This window comes from Blautia sp. BIOML-A1 (genome assembly GCF_009883055.1).
Taxonomy (GTDB): domain Bacteria; phylum Bacillota; class Clostridia; order Lachnospirales; family Lachnospiraceae; genus Blautia_A.
In genome coordinates, this window is sequence record NZ_WWVR01000001.1 from 92,508 (window position 1) to 112,470 (window position 19,963).

General features: G+C 43.9%; 21 protein-coding genes and 1 pseudogene. 17 read left to right on the forward strand and 5 right to left on the reverse strand.

Going from position 1 to position 19,963, the window contains the following annotated elements; translation table 11 throughout:
- The first annotated feature begins 80 nt into the window (after positions 1–80).
- On the forward strand, positions 81–845 hold the full coding sequence (locus tag GT674_RS00420) for a threonine/serine exporter family protein (protein ID WP_161283858.1): 765 nt from the start codon (positions 81–83) through the stop codon (positions 843–845).
- Entirely contained in the window at positions 806–1,300 is a 495-nt protein-coding gene (locus tag GT674_RS00425; protein ID WP_161283859.1) for a threonine/serine exporter family protein, read from the forward strand. The genes GT674_RS00420 and GT674_RS00425 overlap by 40 nt, the downstream gene beginning before the upstream one ends.
- 151 nt (positions 1,301–1,451) lie before the next feature.
- On the opposite strand, the gene GT674_RS00430 is transcribed toward GT674_RS00425, so the two are convergent.
- On the reverse strand, positions 1,452–2,228 hold the full coding sequence (locus GT674_RS00430; RefSeq protein WP_161283860.1) for an NYN domain-containing protein: 777 nt from the start codon (positions 2,226–2,228) through the stop codon (positions 1,452–1,454).
- 171 nt (positions 2,229–2,399) lie between these two features.
- Here GT674_RS00430 and GT674_RS00435 point away from each other — a divergent pair, with 171 nt between their 5' ends.
- The 7 genes from GT674_RS00435 (at position 2,400) to GT674_RS00465 (ending at position 7,473) form a co-directional block, all read left to right on the forward strand.
- Positions 2,400–3,569 (forward strand): cation diffusion facilitator family transporter, encoded by a 1,170-nt coding sequence (locus GT674_RS00435; protein ID WP_161283861.1) that lies wholly within the window; start codon positions 2,400–2,402, stop codon positions 3,567–3,569.
- Positions 3,570–3,777: 208 nt separating this feature from the next.
- A complete protein-coding gene (locus GT674_RS00440; protein WP_161283862.1) occupies positions 3,778–4,377 on the forward strand; it encodes a 50S ribosomal protein L25 in 600 nt (199 codons plus the stop codon).
- Between the two features lie 171 nt (positions 4,378–4,548).
- Positions 4,549–5,409 carry a YitT family protein gene (locus GT674_RS00445; protein WP_161283863.1) on the forward strand — a complete coding sequence of 287 codons (861 nt, stop codon included), beginning with the start codon at positions 4,549–4,551 and terminating at the stop codon, positions 5,407–5,409.
- Positions 5,410–5,441: 32 nt separating this feature from the next.
- The gene (locus GT674_RS00450) at positions 5,442–5,723 is read left to right on the forward strand and encodes a hypothetical protein (RefSeq protein WP_161283864.1); all 282 of its coding nucleotides are present in this window, start codon (positions 5,442–5,444) and stop codon (positions 5,721–5,723) included.
- Positions 5,724–5,769: 46 nt separating this feature from the next.
- On the forward strand, positions 5,770–6,312 hold the full coding sequence (locus GT674_RS00455) for a TIGR00730 family Rossman fold protein (protein ID WP_161283865.1): 543 nt from the start codon (positions 5,770–5,772) through the stop codon (positions 6,310–6,312).
- 32 nt (positions 6,313–6,344) lie between these two features.
- Positions 6,345–6,812, forward strand: coding sequence for a PTS sugar transporter subunit IIA (locus GT674_RS00460; RefSeq protein WP_161283866.1), 468 nt, complete (start codon positions 6,345–6,347; stop codon positions 6,810–6,812).
- 40 nt (positions 6,813–6,852) lie between these two features.
- Positions 6,853–7,473: a C39 family peptidase gene (locus GT674_RS00465; protein WP_161283867.1), complete on the forward strand. Its 621-nt coding sequence runs from the start codon at positions 6,853–6,855 to the stop codon at positions 7,471–7,473.
- Positions 7,474–7,561: 88 nt separating this feature from the next.
- Here GT674_RS00465 and GT674_RS00470 read toward each other — a convergent pair whose 3' ends face one another.
- Both GT674_RS00470 and GT674_RS00475 read right to left on the reverse strand, forming a co-directional pair.
- Positions 7,562–8,692 (reverse strand): pyridoxal-phosphate-dependent aminotransferase family protein, encoded by a 1,131-nt coding sequence (locus GT674_RS00470; RefSeq protein ID WP_161283868.1) that lies wholly within the window; start codon positions 8,690–8,692, stop codon positions 7,562–7,564.
- A gap of 23 nt (positions 8,693–8,715) precedes the next feature.
- Entirely contained in the window at positions 8,716–9,276 is a 561-nt protein-coding gene (locus tag GT674_RS00475; RefSeq protein WP_161283869.1) for an ECF transporter S component, read from the reverse strand.
- A gap of 261 nt (positions 9,277–9,537) precedes the next feature.
- On the opposite strand from GT674_RS00475, the gene rsmH reads away from it, so the two are divergent.
- The 3 genes from rsmH (at position 9,538) to GT674_RS00490 (ending at position 12,815) form a co-directional block, all read left to right on the forward strand.
- Entirely contained in the window at positions 9,538–10,593 is a 1,056-nt protein-coding gene (gene rsmH / locus GT674_RS00480; RefSeq protein WP_161283870.1) for a 16S rRNA (cytosine(1402)-N(4))-methyltransferase RsmH, read from the forward strand.
- Between the two features lie 229 nt (positions 10,594–10,822).
- Positions 10,823–12,256 (forward strand): urease accessory protein UreH domain-containing protein, encoded by a 1,434-nt coding sequence (locus GT674_RS00485; protein WP_161283871.1) that lies wholly within the window; start codon positions 10,823–10,825, stop codon positions 12,254–12,256.
- A gap of 10 nt (positions 12,257–12,266) precedes the next feature.
- The gene (locus tag GT674_RS00490) at positions 12,267–12,815 is read left to right on the forward strand and encodes a DUF2318 domain-containing protein (protein WP_161283872.1); all 549 of its coding nucleotides are present in this window, start codon (positions 12,267–12,269) and stop codon (positions 12,813–12,815) included.
- Positions 12,816–12,830: 15 nt separating this feature from the next.
- On the opposite strand, the gene GT674_RS17585 is transcribed toward GT674_RS00490, so the two are convergent.
- Together GT674_RS17585 and GT674_RS00500 are read right to left on the reverse strand one after the other, a co-directional pair.
- Entirely contained in the window at positions 12,831–12,956 is a 126-nt protein-coding gene (locus GT674_RS17585) for a hypothetical protein (protein ID WP_264475281.1), read from the reverse strand.
- Between the two features lie 177 nt (positions 12,957–13,133).
- Positions 13,134–13,583, reverse strand: a complete 450-nt coding sequence (locus GT674_RS00500) for a DUF5684 domain-containing protein (protein WP_161283873.1) — start codon at positions 13,581–13,583, stop codon at positions 13,134–13,136.
- 233 nt (positions 13,584–13,816) lie between these two features.
- Between GT674_RS00500 and GT674_RS00505 the strand changes: the two genes are divergently transcribed.
- The 5 genes and pseudogenes from GT674_RS00505 (at position 13,817) to GT674_RS00520 (ending at position 19,914) form a co-directional block, all read left to right on the forward strand.
- Positions 13,817–15,049 (forward strand): MYG1 family protein, encoded by a 1,233-nt coding sequence (locus GT674_RS00505; protein ID WP_161283874.1) that lies wholly within the window; start codon positions 13,817–13,819, stop codon positions 15,047–15,049.
- Positions 15,050–15,097: 48 nt separating this feature from the next.
- Entirely contained in the window at positions 15,098–16,105 is a 1,008-nt protein-coding gene (locus tag GT674_RS00510) for a LacI family DNA-binding transcriptional regulator (protein ID WP_161283875.1), read from the forward strand.
- 188 nt (positions 16,106–16,293) lie between these two features.
- Positions 16,294–16,404: pseudogene (locus GT674_RS17870) on the forward strand (carbohydrate ABC transporter permease); the annotation flags it as partial.
- A gap of 103 nt (positions 16,405–16,507) precedes the next feature.
- Positions 16,508–18,175 carry a glycoside hydrolase family 13 protein gene (locus GT674_RS00515; protein WP_161283876.1) on the forward strand — a complete coding sequence of 556 codons (1,668 nt, stop codon included), beginning with the start codon at positions 16,508–16,510 and terminating at the stop codon, positions 18,173–18,175.
- A 14-nt stretch (positions 18,176–18,189) separates the two neighbouring features.
- On the forward strand, positions 18,190–19,914 hold the full coding sequence (locus GT674_RS00520) for a glycoside hydrolase family 31 protein (protein WP_243149005.1): 1,725 nt from the start codon (positions 18,190–18,192) through the stop codon (positions 19,912–19,914).
- The last annotated feature ends 49 nt before the right edge of the window (positions 19,915–19,963 follow it).

The window sequence follows — 19,963 nt, forward strand, 5'->3', positions numbered from 1 at the left end:
CACTGCATATGTTAGATAATTAACGTATTGCAGTGGATATTTTTTTACAGAATATATAGAAATCAGGGATGGAAACAAAGATGAAAACTGGAAATTATGATGAGAACAGGCTTCTGCACCTGCTTCTGGATATGGGAGAAATGCTCCTTGACTCCGGAGCGGAGATCAAGCGTGTTGAAGATACGCTGCAGAGGATTGGATGTGCTTATGGCGCAGCCAGGATGAATGTGTTTGTTATTACATCCAGTATCGTGATAACAATGGAAAAAATGAACGGAGAACTGCTTACGCATACCAAAAGGGTAAATTATACGGGCAGTACAGACTTTACTGCACTGGAACAGCTGAATGCCCTCAGCAGGAACTGCTGCATGAATCCGATTCCGATGGATCAGTTTCAGAGAAGACTTCATGAGATCGCAGAGCCCAAGGGACGACGCGAACTTTATATTGGCAGTATTCTGGCTGGAGGCAGTTTTGCAGTATTTTTTGGCGGAACGTTTGCGGACGGGATTGCAGCTGCACTGGTAGCAGTTCTGATCTGCTTTATTCAGGAAAAAATGACAAAGCTTTTTGTAAATACGATCATGTTCAATCTGTTTGGGTCTTTTGTTGTGGGAATTGTTATCTGTCTGACAGTAAAGCTTTTTCCGTTTCTGAATCTTGATAAGATCATGATAGGTGATATCATGCTTCTGATCCCGGGAATTGCGGCGACAAACTCGATCCGTGATATGCTGATGGGCGATACGATCTCCGGAATGATGCGACTGATTGAGAGTATTCTGTGGGCAGGAGCACTTGCATGTGGATTTATGGCAGCGATATGGATGGTGAGAGTATGAAGAATGTGATCTTGCAGCTGGTCATGGCATTTGTCGGCTCTCTGGGCTTTGCCATGCTGTTTCGTTTAAGGAGAGCATTATGGATATCAGCATCTCTGGGAGGAGTTTTCTGCTGGGGAGGATATCTTCTTGTGATGTATTTCAGTGATGGTCAGATATTTACTTCCGGACTGGCAGCAGCAGCACTGGCGGCAGTTTATGCGGAACTCCTTGCGGCCAGAAAAAGAGCTCCGGTCCCGCTGTTTCTGATTCCATCTGTTGTCCCACTGATTCCGGGAAGTACTCTGTACTATACAATGAGTGCGGCTGTACAGGGAAATACAGAAGAAGTGTCACACTATGGCAGTCTGACACTTCAGTATGCATTGTCCATTGCAGGCGGAATCTGTATCGTATGGACGCTGTTATCAATTTTCAGAAGATATTATGTCTTACAGACAAATAAAGGAAAATAATCGTAACTGTTCACAGGTAATATCCCGCGAGGTGTTTTGCCATGAATATGGCAAAATCCCGAGACATACGGGGCAAAATGCCATCGCCGAAGGTGATTTGGAATGCATTTTGACCAGGTTACTGCGAACGAAGTGAACAGTAACAAAATAATCAGATACATTTATATGCAATGATCGTTACCGTTCCCTTGCCGGGGTAGCGCTTCATTGCATATTTATTTGGATAAGCTTCGATCAGATCCGGGAGCTTCAGAAAACCATAGGTACGGGCATCAAAATCCGGTTTTGCACGCTTGATGTACTGACCGGCAGAGCTGACGTTGACATAGCGGTCATCATCCTGGTACTTGTCCCAGGCAATACGGAGAAGCTTGTGGATTTCTTTTAACTCCTTTGCCTTACGACGTTCCTCGGCGTTCTCCTGGCTGCGTCTGCTGCTGTGCGACTTCCTGGAAGAAACAGGGGCAGGCTGTGGCTCCGGAGTGTCCGTATCCTTGCTCAGATTCTCAAGGTATACAAATTCATCGCAGGCATTTCGGAAAGGCTCCGGGGTTTTCTTTTCACCGACACCCATGACATAGACGCCGGATTCGTGAAGCTTGATCGCCAGAGGTGTATAGTCGCTGTCGCTGGCAACAATGACGAAGGCATCGTAGATTCCGCTGTGAAGAAGATCCAGGGTATCTATCACGAGTGCCATATCTGTAGCATTCTTGCCGGCAACATAATCAAACTGCTGTTCAGCTTTGATCGCCAGACGCTTCAGCTCGTTCTCCCAGTTCTTAAGAGAACCCTTACGCCAGTTGCCGTAGGCACGCTTTACAACGATGCGCCCATTGGCAGAAATTTCCTGGATCACAGACTCCAGCTTGGACAGCTGGGTGTTGTCTGCATCAATCAACATTGCTATATTTTTAAGATTTTTCATTCGACTTATTCTCCTTATGATAAAAAAACATCATTACTAGAACTATATCATCTTCGTAAAAATTTTTCCAGATTGATTCCAAATTATTCTGGATTTTCGAATAAGATTGTGGTATTATCGAGGGAAAATTGTTACAGGAGCAATGTATGAAACTATTCAGGAGGGATAGGTATGATTCAATTTCTGGCGTCATTTTTTATCAGAGACAGCCGTAACTATAAATCACCGGAAGTCCGGCAGGCATATGGGGTTTTGAGTGGAGCAGTAGGAATCGGCTTAAATATTTTTCTGTTTTTCGGCAAATGGATCGCAGGTATGCTGAGCGGTTCCATTGCAATCACGGCAGATGCCTTCAATAACCTGTCAGATGCAGGCTCTTCGATCATTACGCTGATCGGATTCCGGCTTTCCGGACAGGCACCCGATCCGGAGCATCCGTTTGGACATGGCCGAATGGAATATATTTCAGGACTTCTGGTTTCAGTTGCGATTCTGGTTATGGGATTTGAACTGATCGTGACATCCATCGGGAAGCTGAGAGATCCGGAACCTATCGAGAGCAGTACCGTGGTATTTGTGATCCTGATTGCATCGATTCTGGTAAAGTTGTACATGTTTTATTACAACCGTTCTCTGAGTAAAAAGCTTGAAAGTGCAGCGATGAAGGCGACATCCGCAGACAGCCTCAGTGATACCGTGGCAACAACTCTGGTTCTGGCGGCGACACTCATCAGTAAATACACAGGCTTGATCCTGGATGGATGGTTTGGTATTCTGGTTGGATTATTTATTGTCTATACAGGCGGTTCCACACTGAAAGAAACCATCGATCTTCTTCTGGGCCAGCCGCCGAAACAGGAATTTATCGATGAGATCAAAGAAATCGTACTTGGACATTCTCTGGTCTATGGAGTTCATGACCTGATCGTTCACGACTATGGTCCGGGACGGGTTATGATCTCTCTTCATGCCGAGGTTGCCGTGGATGGAGATATCCAGGATATTCACGAGCAGATTGACCACATTGAGCATGAACTGCAGGAGAAGCTTCATTGTTCCGCGACCATCCATATGGATCCGATCGTAACAGATGACAGGGAAGTCCTGGCGATGAAGGACAAGGTGGAAAAAATTGTCCATAACCTGGATGCGACATTCAGCATTCATGATTTTCGTATGGTCAAAGGAACAACCAGAACAAATCTTATCTTTGATGTAGAAGTTCCAAGAAAGACCTCTTATACAGACAATGAGATTATGAATTCCCTGAAGGAGCAGATACATAAACTGTCGGGAAGCAGATATTTTGCAGTGATCCAGATAGATCATGAATATTATTGACAGGAGGGGATTTTTCTTCGGTCTGTTCATGATACCGGCTTCAAATTTCAACAAAATTAAAGCACAAAAAAAATAATATTTGGTTAATCTGTTTTGAAGCTCAGTGCTATACTTCTAACCGTAAAAAGAAGACAGAACTTAACAAAACCTCCTTTCACAAAACAAAGTTGAAGGCTGCTAAGCATCAGATTTTTGGAGGAAAAGACAAATGAATACTTTAAAAGCTGAAAAAAGAAGCATGGACGTCAAAGCAAAAAGACTGAGAAGAGAAGGATATGTTACAGGTAACGTATTCGGCCGTGAGATTGAAGGATCCATTCCGGTAAAGATGCTGAAGACAGAGGTTGATAAACTGTTAAAGACTGACCACAAAGGAAGCCAGGTTATGCTGGAGATAGATGGTCAGACATACGATGCACTGATCAAGGAGGTTGATTTTAACCCACTGGCAGGCAGAGTTGACGAGATTGATTTCCAGGCACTGGTAAGCAATGAGAAGGTACATTCCGTAGCTGAGATCGTGATCGTAAATCACGACAAAGTTCTGGAAGGTGTTCTTCAGGAAAACATGGAAGAAGTAAACTACAGAGCTTATCCGTCCGCACTGGTTGACAAAGTAGAAGTAGATGTATCCGGACTTAAAGTCGGCGATACCATCCGTATCAAAGACCTGAGCATTGCGAAGGATAAAGACATTGACATTAAGGATGATCCGGAAGCGGTTGTACTGACAGTCGTTGCAGTCCACAACGGAGCTGTACCGGAAACAGTAGCACCTGAGGAAGAAACAGCAGAAGAAGAGAAATAAGCTGTTTCGGACTCACACCTAATATAATATGATAAAAGATCCCTTCTGTAGAGTTCGTTCACAGGAGGGATTTTTTTTTCTTTAATTGAGGGATTCAGGGACTTTGAAGTGGACTTGTTCGCTTTGGTCTGGTATGATGATTGTATAAATCACAGCGGAGGAAATCAAGCTATGAAGTTTAGTGTGAAAGAAGATGGAAAAAGAATCCTGGTGATCTTCCTGGCCTCACTTTTGATGGCACTCAATATCAAATCTTTTGTCAGGACAGGAGGTCTTTATCCAGGCGGGGCAACCGGCCTGACGATCCTGATCCAGCGTATTGCCGAGATGTTTCTTCATGTGGCAATTCCCTATACGCTGGTCAATGTGATTCTGAATGCTGTTCCGGTTTATATCGGGTTCCGTTTTATTGGCAAGAAATTTACCCTGTATTCCTGTTTGATGATTTTTCTTACCGGTTTCTTTACCGATATCATTCCAGGCTGGACGATCACATATGATACATTGCTGATCAGTATTTTCGGAGGAATGATCAATGGACTGGTCATCAGCATCTGTCTTATGATGAATGCAACAACAGGAGGAACGGATTTTATTGCCATTTATCTGTCGGATAAGAAGGGGGTTGATTCCTTCAATATCGTGCTGGGCCTGAACGCCGTAATCCTTGTGGCGGCGGGAATCCTCTTTGGTTGGGACAAAGCACTGTATTCTATTATTTTTCAGTATGCATCAACGCAGGTTCTGCATGTACTGTACAAGAAGTATCAGCAGAAGACACTTTTTGTGGTGACGAATCATCCGCAGGAGATCAGTAATGCGATAGCAGAAGTGTCAAACCATGGAGCAACGATACTGGAAGGGGAGGGTTCCTACGAACATTGTGAGCGCTATGTTGTTTATTCGGTTGTTTCCAGTGCAGAAAGCGAGAAAGTCATCAAAGCTGTCAGGGAGACAGACCCACAGGCATTTATCAATGCGATCCGAACAGAGCAGGTTTCCGGAAGATTTTATCAGAAACCGGCAGAATAAGCTAATCTATGAGTATACAGGAGGATGACAACATGGAAATTACAGAAATGCTTGATGAACTGAAACAGAAAGCTCTCCGTGACCCGGCGCTTCGGGCAGAACTTCTCCAGACACGTAAGGCTGCACAGCCGCTCAGTGCATTCTGTCAGAAATGCAGAGAACTGGGATATGAAGTCTATGATATGGATCTGATTACAGCAGGCGAAGAGTTTTATGCTACTATGAGAAGGAGTACAAACGGAGGAGGCGAGAACTCTCCGATGCTGGAAGGCGAAGATGATTTTTATGAACTGTTCTTTGCCGGACTGGAATAAAGTAATAATACGGCAGCAGAAAGTCGAAAAATAAGGCGGAATTTTTATGAACATATGTGTTTATGGAGCATCCAGTGCACAGCTGGAGCAGAGTTATTATGACAGGACAGAAGAACTTGGAAGGATGATGGCAAAGCGTGGCCATGGTCTTGTCTTTGGTGGCGGAGCGACCGGAATGATGGGCGCGGCAGCGAGAGGTGTCGATGCCGAAAAGGGATATATCCTCGGCATTGCACCGCGTTTCTTTGACAACCCGGGTGTCCTGTATGAGAACTGCAGTGAATTTATTTTTACAGAAACCATGCGGGAACGCAAGAAACTTCTTGAAGAACGCTCCGATGCAACCATCGTGACACCTGGTGGGATCGGAACTTATGAAGAATTTTTTGAGATTCTGACACTCAAAAGCCTGCACAGACTGGATCGCCCGATTGTATTGTACAATATCAACGGATATTATGATGGGATGAAGGCACTGCTCCAGCACACAGCAGATGAGAAATTTATGGATGAATCCAATCTGAAGCTCTGTGAGTTTATGGATGATCCGGGAGAGATACTTGCGTACATAGAAAAATATGGGAAATGAAAATAACAGAAACTATATAGGAGGGGTTCAACATGATATGGGAAGAACTGAGAGATGATCTGATTTTTTATGATCTGCAGGCGGTGGATTATAAAGAGGTCCTGCAGAGCATGGGAGATGCTATGATTCAGGCAGGATATGGGGAAGAAGGTTTTACAGAAGCCGTACTGGAGAGAGAAAAGGACTATCCGACGGGACTGGATATTGACGGAATCGGAGTAGCAATTCCGCATGCGGATGCAGATCACGTCAAAAAAGAGGGCATTGCGATCTCGATTTTGAAGGATCCGGTGGAGTTTGGAGCAATGGGCGAGCAAAAGAGTATGATTTCCGTTAAGATTGTAATCATGTTCACAGTAGCAGGATCCGGAAAGCAGATAGACCGTCTGCTGCAGATTTTGAATGTGCTCAGAGATGAAGAGATTCTCAAGGGTCTTCTCAGTGCACAAAGCAAAGAAGAAATTCGAACAGCAATACAGAAACGGGAACAGGCCTTCTGACGAAGTTTCCGTAATTTTTACCGAAGAGAGAGATTTTGCGATGAAAAATCCATTACACTACCAATTATCAGAATATGATTGTGGACCGACATCTATGATGAATGCACTGGCATATCTTTTTGAACGGGAGGAAATCCCGCCGGAAGCGATTCGAAATATGATGCTTTACTGTCTGGACTGCCACAGCAAAGAGGGTATCCCGGGTAAGCGGGGAACTTCCAGGGCAGCTATGATGTTTCTGAGTAACTGGCTCAATGAATACGGTGAACTGGGGATTATGTCTGTGAGCAGTGAATATCTGTCGGGGCGAAGTGTCTACATAAATAAAGAAAGCCGCATCAACCATGCACTGAATCATGGTGGGGCGGCTGTTGTGCGTCTGTATCTTGAGGAGGAGCACTATGTTTTGATGACTGGAGTGGAGAATGGAAATATTCTTCTCTTTGATCCCTATTACTGGGATAAACCGTATGAACAGAAGGATATCCTGATGGACTGGAATCACCCGAGAAGTTACAATCGGGTGATTCCGTTTAAATACTTTAATCAGGAAAACGAGGAAATTTACTCTCTCGGACCGGTAGAAGAGAGGGAAGCAGTCCTTATCTTCAATGAGAAGACAAAGACAGTACCGGAGGAAGTTATCGAGTATTTTATCTGATCATAATAGAAAAAGGATTTCAATTCCAGATTTTCAGAATTGAAATCCTTTTTTGGGTTAGGCTATTTTTCTCTTTTCTTTAAATAATTTATCTCATGTTCTCGCAGAAGATTTTTTCCATACTTGCTTTAAGCGGAACACCGAGCTTGGCAAGAGTTCCATCCAGAGCGGCAAAAACTTCGCGTACATTATAGAAAGTCGCATTGTTTCCCATATGGCCGATGCGGATGACCTTACCTGCCAGAACATCAAAAGAGCCGGCAAGCATGATGTTATAGTCCTTTTTGACGCCATCCAGGATCGCATCGGCAGTCGTTTCCTCTGGAACCTCGAATACAGTTACCGTGCTGGAAAATCCACTCTTGAGGTAAAGCTTCAGACCTGCACCGGTGACTGCTTTGCGTGCTGCCATGGCAATTTTTTCATGACGATCCAGAATATCCGGGTCAGCAGCAATATTGTCGATTGCTGCACGCAGTCCGTAGATGTCACTGATCGGCATGGTGTACGGGAACCATTTTTCTTCATAATAATGTGCAAAAGTAGTCAGGTTTGCATAGAAAGAAGCAATTGGTGTCTTACGCTCCGCCATAGCTTTTTTGGCATCATCACTGATGACTACGAAGGTAAGTCCCGGAGGGGCAGAAACGACCTTCTGGGAACCGCCGCACATAATGTCAACCTTCCAGTCAGAAATCCGCATCGGCTCGCCGAAGGAAGCAGAAACAGAATCTACTACTGTCATAATGCCATATTTTTTGAGCAATGGACAGATAGCGGAAATATCATTAAGCATACCGCTAGGTGTATCTCCATGGACAACCGTTGCATATTTGTAATTATGATGATCCTTGAGGAAATTTTCCAGTTCCTGCACATCGAGAGTCTCGCGGTAATCTCTGGAATAGAGTTCCGGTTTTCCACCGTACATGGAAACAAAATCAGCGAATCCTCTGCCGTAAATACCATTGTCCAGAACGAGGACACGGTCACCAGGTTCAGTCATGGAAGCACAGGCGGCTTCCAGTCCGAGAATCCCCTCTCCGCCAAGGATGAGGGTTTCGTTTTCTGTGTGAAGAAGACGGCTGATCTCTTCACAGGTTTCCTTATAAAATTCTACAAAATCTGTATCAAGATCAGGGTTGGTGCATTCTCTGCTGCGGGCCAGGCGCACATTTTCGGCAACCTGTGTCGGCCCAGGGGTCATAATTTTATACATGAGATCAGATCCTTTTTAAATTTTTATTTTTTTAAACCAGATTTTTTGGCTGCAACATTCAGTGGTGCGATTACGATGAGTGTAATTACGGCTGCAACACCGATCTGTACCAGGTTACCCGGAATAGAAGCAACCGGTGAGAGTGGGTTCCCGTAAATAACAACTTCTGCGATGTAGTAACCAACAACCTTGATCACACATGCAGCTGCGATTGCGATCACATACCATTTGAAATTCTGATGTTTTTCATCTTCGGTAAGCTTACCTACAGTAAATCCCATCAGTCCGACGATAACAAGGGTAAATGGAGCCCATAAAGTCCAGCCGGAGAGCAGATCAAAAAGTCCCATTCCGACACCACCTGCAATCGCACCGGTCTTTTTACCGAAGATGATCGCACCAATGAAAAGGGGAACGTTTCCGAGATGGATCAGTCCGCCGTTTGCTGCAATCGGAAGACGGACGTTGATGAATGCCGTAAAGATGTAAGTCAGTGCTACGAAGACTGCTGTTACGGTAAGAAACTGAACGGAAGAAGAAAATTCCCGTTCACCTGCTGCTGTCTGTACATTTGTGTTTGCCATGATGATAATTCCTTTCCTGGAAGGTAAGAGTCTGAATCTGTTTTATGAAACAGATATAAAACCTCCCGTTTAACTATGTTTTTGATGGGTATACTTTACAACAGAACTGTACATGAATAAAGAGGCAGTTTTGATAAAAAATAAGGGGACAGTTTAAATTACAGCAATATCCATGCAGAGGAAACAGATTTTCAGGTTGTGATGGTTCAGACTGCATGGTATGATAAACAGGAGTTGTAGAGATAAGGAGAATGATTTTTAATGGAACAGGAAACACAGACCACACACAAACGAAGAGTACGATATAAAGGAAAATATCCACGCAAATTTGAGGAAAAATACAAAGAACTGAATCCGGAGAAATATAAGGATACCATTGAGCATGTCATCAGTAAGGGAAATACACCGGTCGGAATGCACATTTCTATTATGGTACAGGAAATTCTGGACTTCCTCAAAATCCAGCCTGGAGAGACAGGATTTGATGCAACTCTCGGATATGGCGGACATACGAAGGCAATGATGGAGTGCCTGCATGGAGAGGGACATATGTATGCGACGGATGTAGATCCGGAAGAATCAGCCAAAACCCGCAGGCGTCTGGCGGAGCAGGGATTTGGGGAGGATATCCTGACCGTGAAGCTTCAGAATTTCTGCACGATTGATGAGATTGCGAAAGAAGCAGGCGGTTTTGATTTTATACTCGCGGACCTTGGCGTGTCTTCCATGCAGATCGACAATCCAAAGAGAGGTTTTTCATTCCGTGCAGATGGACCGCTGGATCTTCGTCTGAATCAGGAAAAGGGAATCAGTGCAGCGGAGCGGCTGGACAAGATCAGCAGGGAAGAGCTTGCCGGAATGCTGTATGAGAATTCCGATGAGCCATACTGTGAGGAAATCGCCAAAGCAATCACAGATGAGATACGCAAGGGGAATCGTGTAGATACGACTACGAAACTGCGTGAGATCATAGAGAAGACGCTTTTTTTCCTTCCGGAAAAAGAAAAGAAGGATACCGTCCGCAAGACCTGCCAGCGTGTTTTCCAGGCACTTCGTATCGATGTAAACCGTGAATTTGAAGTGCTCTATGAATTTATGGAAAAACTTCCGGATGCCCTTAATCCGGGCGGACGTGTTGCAATCCTGACATTTCACTCCGGAGAGGATAAACTGGTCAAAAAAGCCCTCAAGGCCGGATACAAGGCAGGAATCTATTCTGATTATGCCAGAGATGTCGTACGTCCATCCGCACAGGAATGCGCTCAGAACGGACGTGCCAGATCGACCAAGATGCGCTGGGCAGTGAAAGCAGAATAGTTTTCTATACATAAAAAATGAAGATTCTGTGAAATGCTTTTTAAAAGCATTGACAGCGAAGAGAATAATTATTACAATTAACCTATCATAAAAGTATGTTGAATGAGACTGTTACAGTAGAACTAAAATTTATTGTGACAGTCTTTTGTTTTGCTGCTATGGAGTTCATTCAAATTCACGCGTTGTAACTGAAGGTAGCAGTAATACTGCTGCAGAAAGGAAACAAATCATGAAACATGAGAAACTATATGTCAGCGGAATGACCTGTACCAACTGCCAGACCAGAATAGCCTCAGCATTGAATGCTCGAAGTGGAATTACAGAAATTTCCGTCAGTTACGAAACCGATACGGCAGAATTTTCCTATGACCCGTCGAAGATTTCTCTGGAGCAGATCATAGAAATCATAGGAAATCTCGGTTACGAAGCATCGGCACAGAACATTTCAAAAAAGAAAGTCATACTGAATACTGTGCGGGAAATTGCAATTATTGCGGTGCTGTTTTTACTGCTGCAGAGATTCGGGATTTTGAACCGGCTTGTGCCGGATTCTCTTGCGGACAGTGAGATGGGATATGGGATGCTGTTTGTGATCGGACTAATCACTTCCATCCATTGCATTGCCATGTGCGGCGGAATCAACTTGTCTCAGACATTACGGAAAGATACGTCGACAGAAATTTCAAGAGCCATGTTCCGAAATACCCTGGAATATAACACCGGGCGTGTGATCGCGTATACAGTAATCGGTGGTGTGCTGGGAGAAATCGGGGCATTGGCCGGGATTGGAAGCAGCTTACAGACATCCACATTTTTTCAGGGAATGCTCAAATTATTTGCAGGAATTATCATGGTAGTGATGGGCATAAATATGCTCGGGATTTTTCCAGGGCTTAGAAAGCTGACGATACACATCCCGAATTTCAATAAAAACACAAAACAAAAACCAGGCAGAAAGCCTAGAACTCCATTTTTCATTGGGATTTGCAATGGTTTCATGCCATGCGGCCCGCTGCAGTCCATGCAGGTCGTTGCGCTGGCATCCGGAAATCCGATGGCAGGAGCTTTGTCTATGTTCTGTTTCAGCCTGGGAACTGTCCCGCTGATGCTTGGATTCGGTTCAGCAGTATCCATACTTGGAAAACGGTTCACAAGGCAGGTTCTGAAAGTCGGTGCGATTCTGGTGGTAGTTATGGGACTATCTATGATGGTGCAGGGCGGTAACTTATCAGGTCTGAACGGTAAAGTTACAGGTACACTTATAGCAGAAAATACGAATACAGATGCAGATACCACAACAAGTGAAGCAACTGTGAACCCAGATCAGACAACTGAGACGACAACTGCAGCAGATACAACTACAGCATCAGAAGACGCATCCGCAAATACAGACGAAATGCAGTACGTCACCAGTACCTTACAGCCGGGTAGAAGTTATCCGGACATTACGGTTAAAGCAGGAGAGCCTGTAAAATGGACGGTCGATGCTCCGGATGGAAGTGTCAACGGATGCAATTACATGATCATACAGCAGGATCTGGGAATCCAGTATGCTTTTGACGAGGGCGAAAATGTAATCGAATTTACACCGGAAAAAGCAGGAACTTACACCTACACCTGCTGGATGGGAATGATCACAGGAAAGATTTATGTAGAAAGTTGAGGAAAAAACGATGAAAAAATTTATGATAACAGCAGTAATGGCAGCTATGTTAATAACAACAGCAGCAGAATATGGAAGCGTAGTAAATGTAATGGCAGCAGCCTCCAGTACCACAAAGAAAGCAGAGAAAAAGACAACAAAAACAACAGGGAATAAAGAAAACAAAGAAGAAACAGCAAAAATAGAAAAAGGTGACAGTCTGGTCATTAAAACAGATGATCTTTCCGAAGATGCAGCGTTTTATCCAATTGAAGTAGATGGAACAGAGATGGAAGTGATCGCGGTAAAGGATTCAGAGGGGAACATCCGTACCGCATTCAATACCTGCCAGATCTGTTATGATTCCGGCAATGGCTATTACAAGCAGGAAGGCGATACGCTGGTCTGCCAGAACTGCGGTAATTCCTTTACGATGGATCAGGTCGGACAGACAGCAGGAGGCTGCAACCCATCCCCGATCATGGATGATGACAAAACCGTGGCAGAGGATGAAATACAGATTTCCTATGATTTCCTGAAAGAATCCTCAGATATTTTTACAAACTGGAAAAGAAAATAGAATTTACGGAAATTATTATCTCATGTTCTCACAGAAGATTTTTTCCATACTTGCTTTAAGCGGAACGCCGAGTCTGGCAAGAGTTCCGTCCAGAACGGCAAAAACTTCGCGTACATTATAGAAAGTCGCATTGTTTGCCATGATGATAATTCCTTTATGCCAGAGATGTCGTACGTCCATCTGCACAGGAATGTGCCCAGAACGGACGTGCCAGATTGACCAAGATGTGCTGGACGATAAAAGCAGAGCGAATTCTGAGCAAATAAAAAATGAAGACATCTGGGAGAAACCATAGATATCTTCATTCATTTATATGAGTTATTTATCAGCACCGTAGTACTGGTCAGCACCGAAGCCAAGAATCAGTAAAAAAATCGGCTGTAAAAAAATAAGACCAATTGCAAAACCAATCCCGCGGCCAAAGGCTCTTGACAGTTTTACACAATACATGATGCTGATAACGGCGATTATAATTCTGAGCAGTGCAACAATCAGCATAAGAAGCATATTATCTCCAGCTGGATCGGCTTCTGATATACAGGAAACCACAATCCCAAGGATAAAGCTCAGCCAGAAATAAGATGTCTGCCATGCGATCTTGTAAGAAACATAATCACCGTAGATCGGAATAATGCTTTTCCATCCGGCCTCCCCGGCCTTGGTAAAAATATTCCAGTTTGCTATGATCTGCAATATCCACCAGGCAAGTGCAAAGATCAGATAGATACCGCCTAATACCATCATGTAGCTCATCATAATAAGTCCCATATGCAACACCTCCGGATTTTTTTGATAATTCTATTAAAGCACAATACGGGTGGGCTGTCAAATGGGGGAGGTGGGCAGAAAAATTCATGACATGTTTACCTTATCGTGCTATACTGTTCAAAATGAAGTTTCACGGGGATTTGTAATGGAAAGCCCTGTGGGAAAAGAACAGTTCACAGCCAATGCATTGGCAGCTTAAAAATAGATATTGGATGTATTAAAGGAGTACTTACATGAACAACTTACTAGATAAAATCCATCAGCAAAACGCCACTGCTTTTACCCACAGCGGTAAATTCCACGCAGATGATGTGTTTTCTGCTGCGTTATTATTATATTTAAACCCGGAGATCACGATCATACGCGGCAACCGCGTGCCAGAAGATTTTGACGGTATCGTATTTGATATCGGCAGAGGCAGATACGATCATCACCAGAAGGACAGCAGAGTTCGAGAGAACGGTATTGTATATGCTGCATTTGGCCTTCTCTGGGAGGAACTTGGAGTAGAAATCCTTGGCAAAGAACTGGCACAGAAATTTGATGAATCCTTTGTGCAGCCACTGGATAACAACGATAACACCGGTGAGAAAAACGAGCTAGCTTCACTGATCGGGAACTTTAATCCAACCTGGGATGCCGAAGGAAGCAACGACGAAGCCTTTTTCCAGGCAGTCAGTGTTGCCGGAATGATCCTGGAAAACAAATTCGACCGTTATAGAGGAAACGAGCGTGCAGACAAACGAGTAGAAGAAATCTACGAAAGACATATGCAGGCATTTCATGACAGAGAAAAACACTGCGAGGATGCACGAATTCTGATTCTTCCAGAGTTTGTTCCCTGCCAGAAATTCTTATCTGAGACACCAATTGCATTTGTGGTATTCCCGTCCAACAGAGGCGGTTACTGCATCCAGCCGCAGAAAAAAGAATACGCCATGAATTATAAATGCAGTTTCCCATCAGAATGGCTTGGTCTCGAAAATGAAGAACTTAAAGCAGTGACCGGTCTTAAAACAGCAAATTTCTGCCACAAAGGCGGATTTCTTATGACAACCGGAGAACTTGCGGATGCAGTACAGGCATGTAAGCTCAGCATGGAACAATTTCAGGAAAAACCAGTGATCGTAAGCTTTGGCGGAGATATCGAATATGATGAACTGCTCCATCAGCTCCCTAAATTGCAGGCAGCAGAAATTATTTGCATAGATTTCCCGGATATTCCTGAACTTGAAATCCAGGGAATTTACGCTGAGGCAGCCATGGAAAAACAGGAGTGGAAATCCAGAATCAAGGAGCAGGTAAAACAGATTCTGAAATACAAACCAGAAGCCGTTTTTGTCGGAGAAAATCTGTTTGCAGCATATCCAATTGTACATGCACTGCGTAAAAAGCATATCCCGGTGCTGGTGTCGGCAGAAAAAGATGGGCAGAAGTTGATCGTACGCATTCCATCGGGATCCTAAACTGATAATATCGTAGTATATAAGATATAAAAGGAGTTTGAACAACAGATGATTCGTCTTCAGGATATCGCAGAAATGGCAGGCGTCAGCCGCACCACCGTATCAAATGTGATAAACGGCAATACCAAGAGAGTTTCCCAGGAAACGATTGATAAAATCACGGCAATCCTTAAAGAACAGAACTATGTTCCTCATATGGGATCCGTGATGCTATCCGGTCATGGCTCCAGAATCATAGGTGTAGTACTTGGATTTCATTATGCACATGGCATGCAGTCCCTTCAGGATCCGTTTGTGGGCGAACTCGTTGGAACCATTCAGATGGAAACTGAAGAAAAAGGTTATTACGTTATGCTCATCGGCGGCGAAAATATCCAGAACGTAGTGGACATTGCTTCAAAATGGAATGTCGAGGGGCTGATCATCCTTGGATATAATGAAGAACAGTATCGCAGACTTTCCCGGAAGCTGAATAAAAAGATGATTATGATCGATACTTACCCCGAAGGTGCCTATACCTTTCCAAATGTCGGTGTAGATGATTACTCGGGAGGATATCAGATAGGAGAATATCTCTATTCCCGTGGATATGAGAAAGCTCTGTTTGTTGCGGAGACAGATAAAGATACTGATTACTATCGATGGATGGGATTCAAACAGGCGATGGAAAAGCGGGGAAAATTCTGCAGTCGTTCCCGATATATAGTTGTTCCGGGTGAAAAACATTTACGTCTCAGGAAATACGGAGAACTTCTTCCGCGATTTCTTGAAGCCAGAGCACTGGCTTTTTCTTCAGATTATGATGCAATTGAGGCGATGAATTTCTTTTTTGATAAGGGAATCAGGATTCCGGATCAGATATCTATTACAGGTTATGATGACAGCATATATGCGAGCATGGTTCGCCCGAAACTGACAACTGTTCATCAGGATGTCCGACAAAAAGCACATGTGGCATTGAAATGTCTGATGAAACTGATCCAGGGAGAAAGGCTGGAAGAATTAAATATAAAAAGTCCGGTTTATCTGGTAAAGAGGGATTCTGTCAGGGAATGACAGGATCTTTCTTTTTTTCACTCATAGATAGAAAGTAAAGAGAAAAGCTTTGTGTAAAATGCATAAAAACGCCTCGCAAACTTTGGATAAAATTTAAGTTTCTCGAGAAACCTGTTGATTTTCCAGTGATACAGGAGTTATGATAAAGTCACCAAAAGGGAACAGGACAGACGTGTCCAGGGTAGTGTTTCAACCTGGCGTTCGCGTCTTACCTGCTGGTACTTATTCCTGTACTGCTTGTATATCTTTTCTGTCAGAAATGGATCATGAACGGTGTTGTTGCCGGAGCAGTCAAATGATGATGTAAGGAGTAAATGTTCAGAGTTACAGGATTTGTGCCACAGCGAAGTAATTCTAAAATATTGGTGAATAAAATCATAAGAAACAGGAGGCTCAAATAGCATGGAGAAAAAATGGTGGAAAGAAAGCGTCGTATATCAAATATATCCGAAAAGTTTTAATGACAGCAATGGAGATGGCATTGGAGATATCAGAGGAATCATACAGAAACTTGATTATCTGAAAGAACTTGGCGTAAATGTGCTGTGGATTTCTCCTATGCTTGAGTCTCCACAGGATGACAATGGTTACGATATTTCAGATTATCAGAAGATTTATAAAGACTACGGAACAATGGAGGATTACGAAGAACTGCTTGCCGAGGCACATAAACGTGGCATCAAGATCCTGATGGATCTCGTAGTCAACCACACTTCTGATGAACACAACTGGTTCATTGAGAGTCGCAAGTCCAAAGACAATCCGTACCGTGATTATTATATCTGGAAAGATCCTGTCAATGGAAAAGAACCAAACAACTGGGGCGGTGCATTTGGCGGTTCTGCATGGGAATATGATGCGCAGACCCAGATGTATTACCTGCATCTGTTCTCAAAGAAACAGCCGGATCTCAACTGGGAAAACGAGAAAGTACGTCAGGAAGTTTATGATATGATGACATTTTGGTGTGAAAAAGGAATCGATGGCTTCCGTATGGATGTTATCAGTATGATTTCCAAAGATCAGGCATTTCCGGACGGAGAAATGAACAATAGCCTCTATGGCGATTTTGGACCATATTGCGTACATGGTCCGAGGGTTCATGAATTTCTTCAGGAAATGAACAGAGAAGTACTTTCCAGATATGATATCATGACAGTTGGTGAAACTTCAGGAGTTACTATCGAAGAGGCACAGAAATATGCGGGAGAAGCCGGAAAAGAACTGAATATGGTATTTCAGTTTGAGCATGTGGATAATGGAAGCGGTGATTACGGAAAGTGGACAACTGAGAAATATGATTTCAAAGAGTTCAAGCGCATCATGATCAAATGGCAGGAAGAACTTCAGGGCAAAGCATGGAACAGCCTGTTTCTTGGAAATCATGATCAGCCGAGAAGTGTCAGCCGATTTGGAAATGACAATCCGGCATACAGAGAGACTTCCGCAAAAATGCTGGCAACCTGTCTTCATATGATGCAGGGAACGCCGTATGTATATCAGGGTGAAGAGCTTGGTATGACAAATGTCTACTTCGATAAACTGGAAGACTATCGTGATATTGAGAGTATCAATTTCTTTACAGAACTTACGGAATCAGGACTTATGACTCCGGAATACATGATGAAATGTCTGATGCTGAGAAGCCGTGACAATGCGAGAACCCCTATGCAGTGGGATGATTCAGAACAGGCCGGATTTACAGATGGCGAGTCCTGGATCAAAGTGAACCCGAACTATAAAGAGATCAATGCGGCGCAGCAGCTCAAAGATCCGAACTCTATTTTCCATTACTATCAGAAACTGATCAGCCTGCGTAAAGAAAAAGACATCATCGTTTATGGTGAGTTTGAACCGCTCTACCGTGACGACGAGCAGATTTTTGTTTACACAAGAAAACTGGATCAGGAAAAACTTCTGACAGTCTGCAATTTCAGTGAAAGAAATGCAGAGATGGAGATTCCGGAAGAATTCAAAGGTGCAGAATGCCTGATCACAAATCTTGACAGAACTGTATTTGAAGGTAAAATTGTTTTGAAACCATATGAGGCATTTGTATTATATAAATAAGAGGTAACACAGAGATGATCAGAAAATACAGATATGGAACTCCGTTTGACACGGAGGCACTGACCGAAAAAATTGAAACAACTGAGGGCGTTTTTCCATATGGAGAAATCAGTCAGGAAGAGGGATTTGCTTTTACTTATATCATGGACGAAGATGATATCGTCTATGGCCTGGGTGAATCCAACCGCGGAATTAACAAAAGAGGCTACTGCTACATCAGCAACTGCACAGATGATCCGGAGCATACAGAGGACAAGCGTTCTCTGTACGGAGCTCACAACTTCATTATCGTGAGCGGCAAGACGACGTTTGGATTATTTTTTGACTATCCGTCAAAACTGACCTTTGACATCGGATATACCAGAATGGATACCCTTAAAGTATCCTGCGAAAATGTAGATCTGGATATTTACGTGATCGAGGGCGAAAATGCTTATGATATCGTAAAACAGTTTCGTCATGTGATCGGGCGCAGCTACATCCCGCCAAAGTTTGCTTTTGGTTTCGGACAGAGCCGCTGGGGTTACACCACAAAGGAAGATTTCCGCACTGTTGCAAAAGGATATCGCGAGAATCACATCCCGATCGATATGATCTACATGGATATTGATTATATGCAGTCTTTTAAGGATTTCACACTGAGCGAAGAAAACTTCCCGGATTTTCCGGAATTTGTACAGGAAATGAAGGACCAGGATCTTCGTCTGATTCCAATCATCGATGCCGGAGTCAAGGTCGAACCGGGATACGATGTTTACGAGGAAGGCGTCAGAAACAACTATTTCTGCAAGAGAGAGGACGGAAGTGATTTCGTTGCAGCCGTGTGGCCGGGAGATACCCACTTCCCGGATATGCTGAATAAGGATGCCAGAAAGTGGTTCGGAGACAAATATCGTTTCCTTATTGAACAGGGAATTGAAGGCTTCTGGAACGATATGAACGAGCCGGCAATCTTTTATTCCTCTGAAGGACTTAAAGAAGCAAAAGAACTTGCCGGAGAGTTTGCAAAAGACACAGAAGGCAGGGTCCATCCGTGGGATATGCAGGCAAAGATGAAGGGCATTGCAAACAATCCGGAGGATTACAGAAGATTTTACCACAATGTGGATGGCAAAAAAATCCGTCACGACAAAGTGCATAACCTTTTTGGCTACAACATGACAAGAGCAGCAGGGGAAGCCTTTGAGCGTATTGATCCGGAAAAACGTTTCCTGATGTTCTCCAGATCTTCCTATATCGGAATGCACCGTTACGGTGGAATCTGGACCGGTGACAATAAATCCTGGTGGTCACACATCCTTCTTAATCTGAAGATGATGCCATCTCTGAATATGTGTGGATTCATGTACACAGGTGCCGACCTTGGCGGATTTGGCGCAGATACAACCAGAGATCTGGTGCTCCGTTTCCTTGCTTTGGGTGTATTCACCCCGTTAATGCGTAATCATGCGGCAGAAGGAACCAGAGAGCAGGAATGCTACCAGTTCGAAAACATCGAGGATTTCCGAAATGTCATTAATACCAGATACCGTCTCGTACCGTATCTGTACAGCGAGTACATGAAAGCTGCACTGAACGATGACATGTACTTCAAACCGCTCGGCTTCGTTTATCCGGATGACAAGATGGCGATTCGCGTAGAAGACCAGCTCATCCTCGGAAACGAGATCATGATCGCACCGGTCTACGAGCAGAATGCAAGAGGACGCTACGTTTACCTGCCGGAAGAATGCCGATAGGTCAGACCCTTGCGGGTCTTTCGCCCCGGCCCACACCGTGCAAGCAACT

Coding starts and splice junctions, on each gene's coding strand:
- GT674_RS00465 (WP_161283867.1), top strand. CDS start 6,853: ATGAAAAATCCATTACACTACCAATTATCAGAATATGATTGTGGACCG.
- GT674_RS00470 (WP_161283868.1), bottom strand. CDS start 8,692: ATGTATAAAATTATGACCCCTGGGCCGACACAGGTTGCCGAAAATGTG.
- GT674_RS17585 (WP_264475281.1), bottom strand. CDS start 12,956: ATGGCAAACAATGCGACTTTCTATAATGTACGCGAAGTTTTTGCCGTT.
- GT674_RS00490 (WP_161283872.1), top strand. CDS start 12,267: ATGAAAAAATTTATGATAACAGCAGTAATGGCAGCTATGTTAATAACA.
- GT674_RS00425 (WP_161283859.1), top strand. CDS start 806: ATGTGGATTTATGGCAGCGATATGGATGGTGAGAGTATGAAGAATGTG.
- GT674_RS00430 (WP_161283860.1), bottom strand. CDS start 2,228: ATGAAAAATCTTAAAAATATAGCAATGTTGATTGATGCAGACAACACC.
- GT674_RS00500 (WP_161283873.1), bottom strand. CDS start 13,583: ATGGGACTTATTATGATGAGCTACATGATGGTATTAGGCGGTATCTAT.
- GT674_RS00455 (WP_161283865.1), top strand. CDS start 5,770: ATGAACATATGTGTTTATGGAGCATCCAGTGCACAGCTGGAGCAGAGT.
- GT674_RS00515 (WP_161283876.1), top strand. CDS start 16,508: ATGGAGAAAAAATGGTGGAAAGAAAGCGTCGTATATCAAATATATCCG.
- GT674_RS00435 (WP_161283861.1), top strand. CDS start 2,400: ATGATTCAATTTCTGGCGTCATTTTTTATCAGAGACAGCCGTAACTAT.
- GT674_RS00505 (WP_161283874.1), top strand. CDS start 13,817: ATGAACAACTTACTAGATAAAATCCATCAGCAAAACGCCACTGCTTTT.
- GT674_RS00420 (WP_161283858.1), top strand. CDS start 81: ATGAAAACTGGAAATTATGATGAGAACAGGCTTCTGCACCTGCTTCTG.
- GT674_RS00460 (WP_161283866.1), top strand. CDS start 6,345: ATGATATGGGAAGAACTGAGAGATGATCTGATTTTTTATGATCTGCAG.
- GT674_RS00485 (WP_161283871.1), top strand. CDS start 10,823: ATGAAACATGAGAAACTATATGTCAGCGGAATGACCTGTACCAACTGC.
- GT674_RS00510 (WP_161283875.1), top strand. CDS start 15,098: ATGATTCGTCTTCAGGATATCGCAGAAATGGCAGGCGTCAGCCGCACC.
- GT674_RS00475 (WP_161283869.1), bottom strand. CDS start 9,276: ATGGCAAACACAAATGTACAGACAGCAGCAGGTGAACGGGAATTTTCT.
- GT674_RS00520 (WP_243149005.1), top strand. CDS start 18,190: ATGATCAGAAAATACAGATATGGAACTCCGTTTGACACGGAGGCACTG.
- GT674_RS00440 (WP_161283862.1), top strand. CDS start 3,778: ATGAATACTTTAAAAGCTGAAAAAAGAAGCATGGACGTCAAAGCAAAA.
- GT674_RS00450 (WP_161283864.1), top strand. CDS start 5,442: ATGGAAATTACAGAAATGCTTGATGAACTGAAACAGAAAGCTCTCCGT.
- rsmH (WP_161283870.1), top strand. CDS start 9,538: ATGGAACAGGAAACACAGACCACACACAAACGAAGAGTACGATATAAA.
- GT674_RS00445 (WP_161283863.1), top strand. CDS start 4,549: ATGAAGTTTAGTGTGAAAGAAGATGGAAAAAGAATCCTGGTGATCTTC.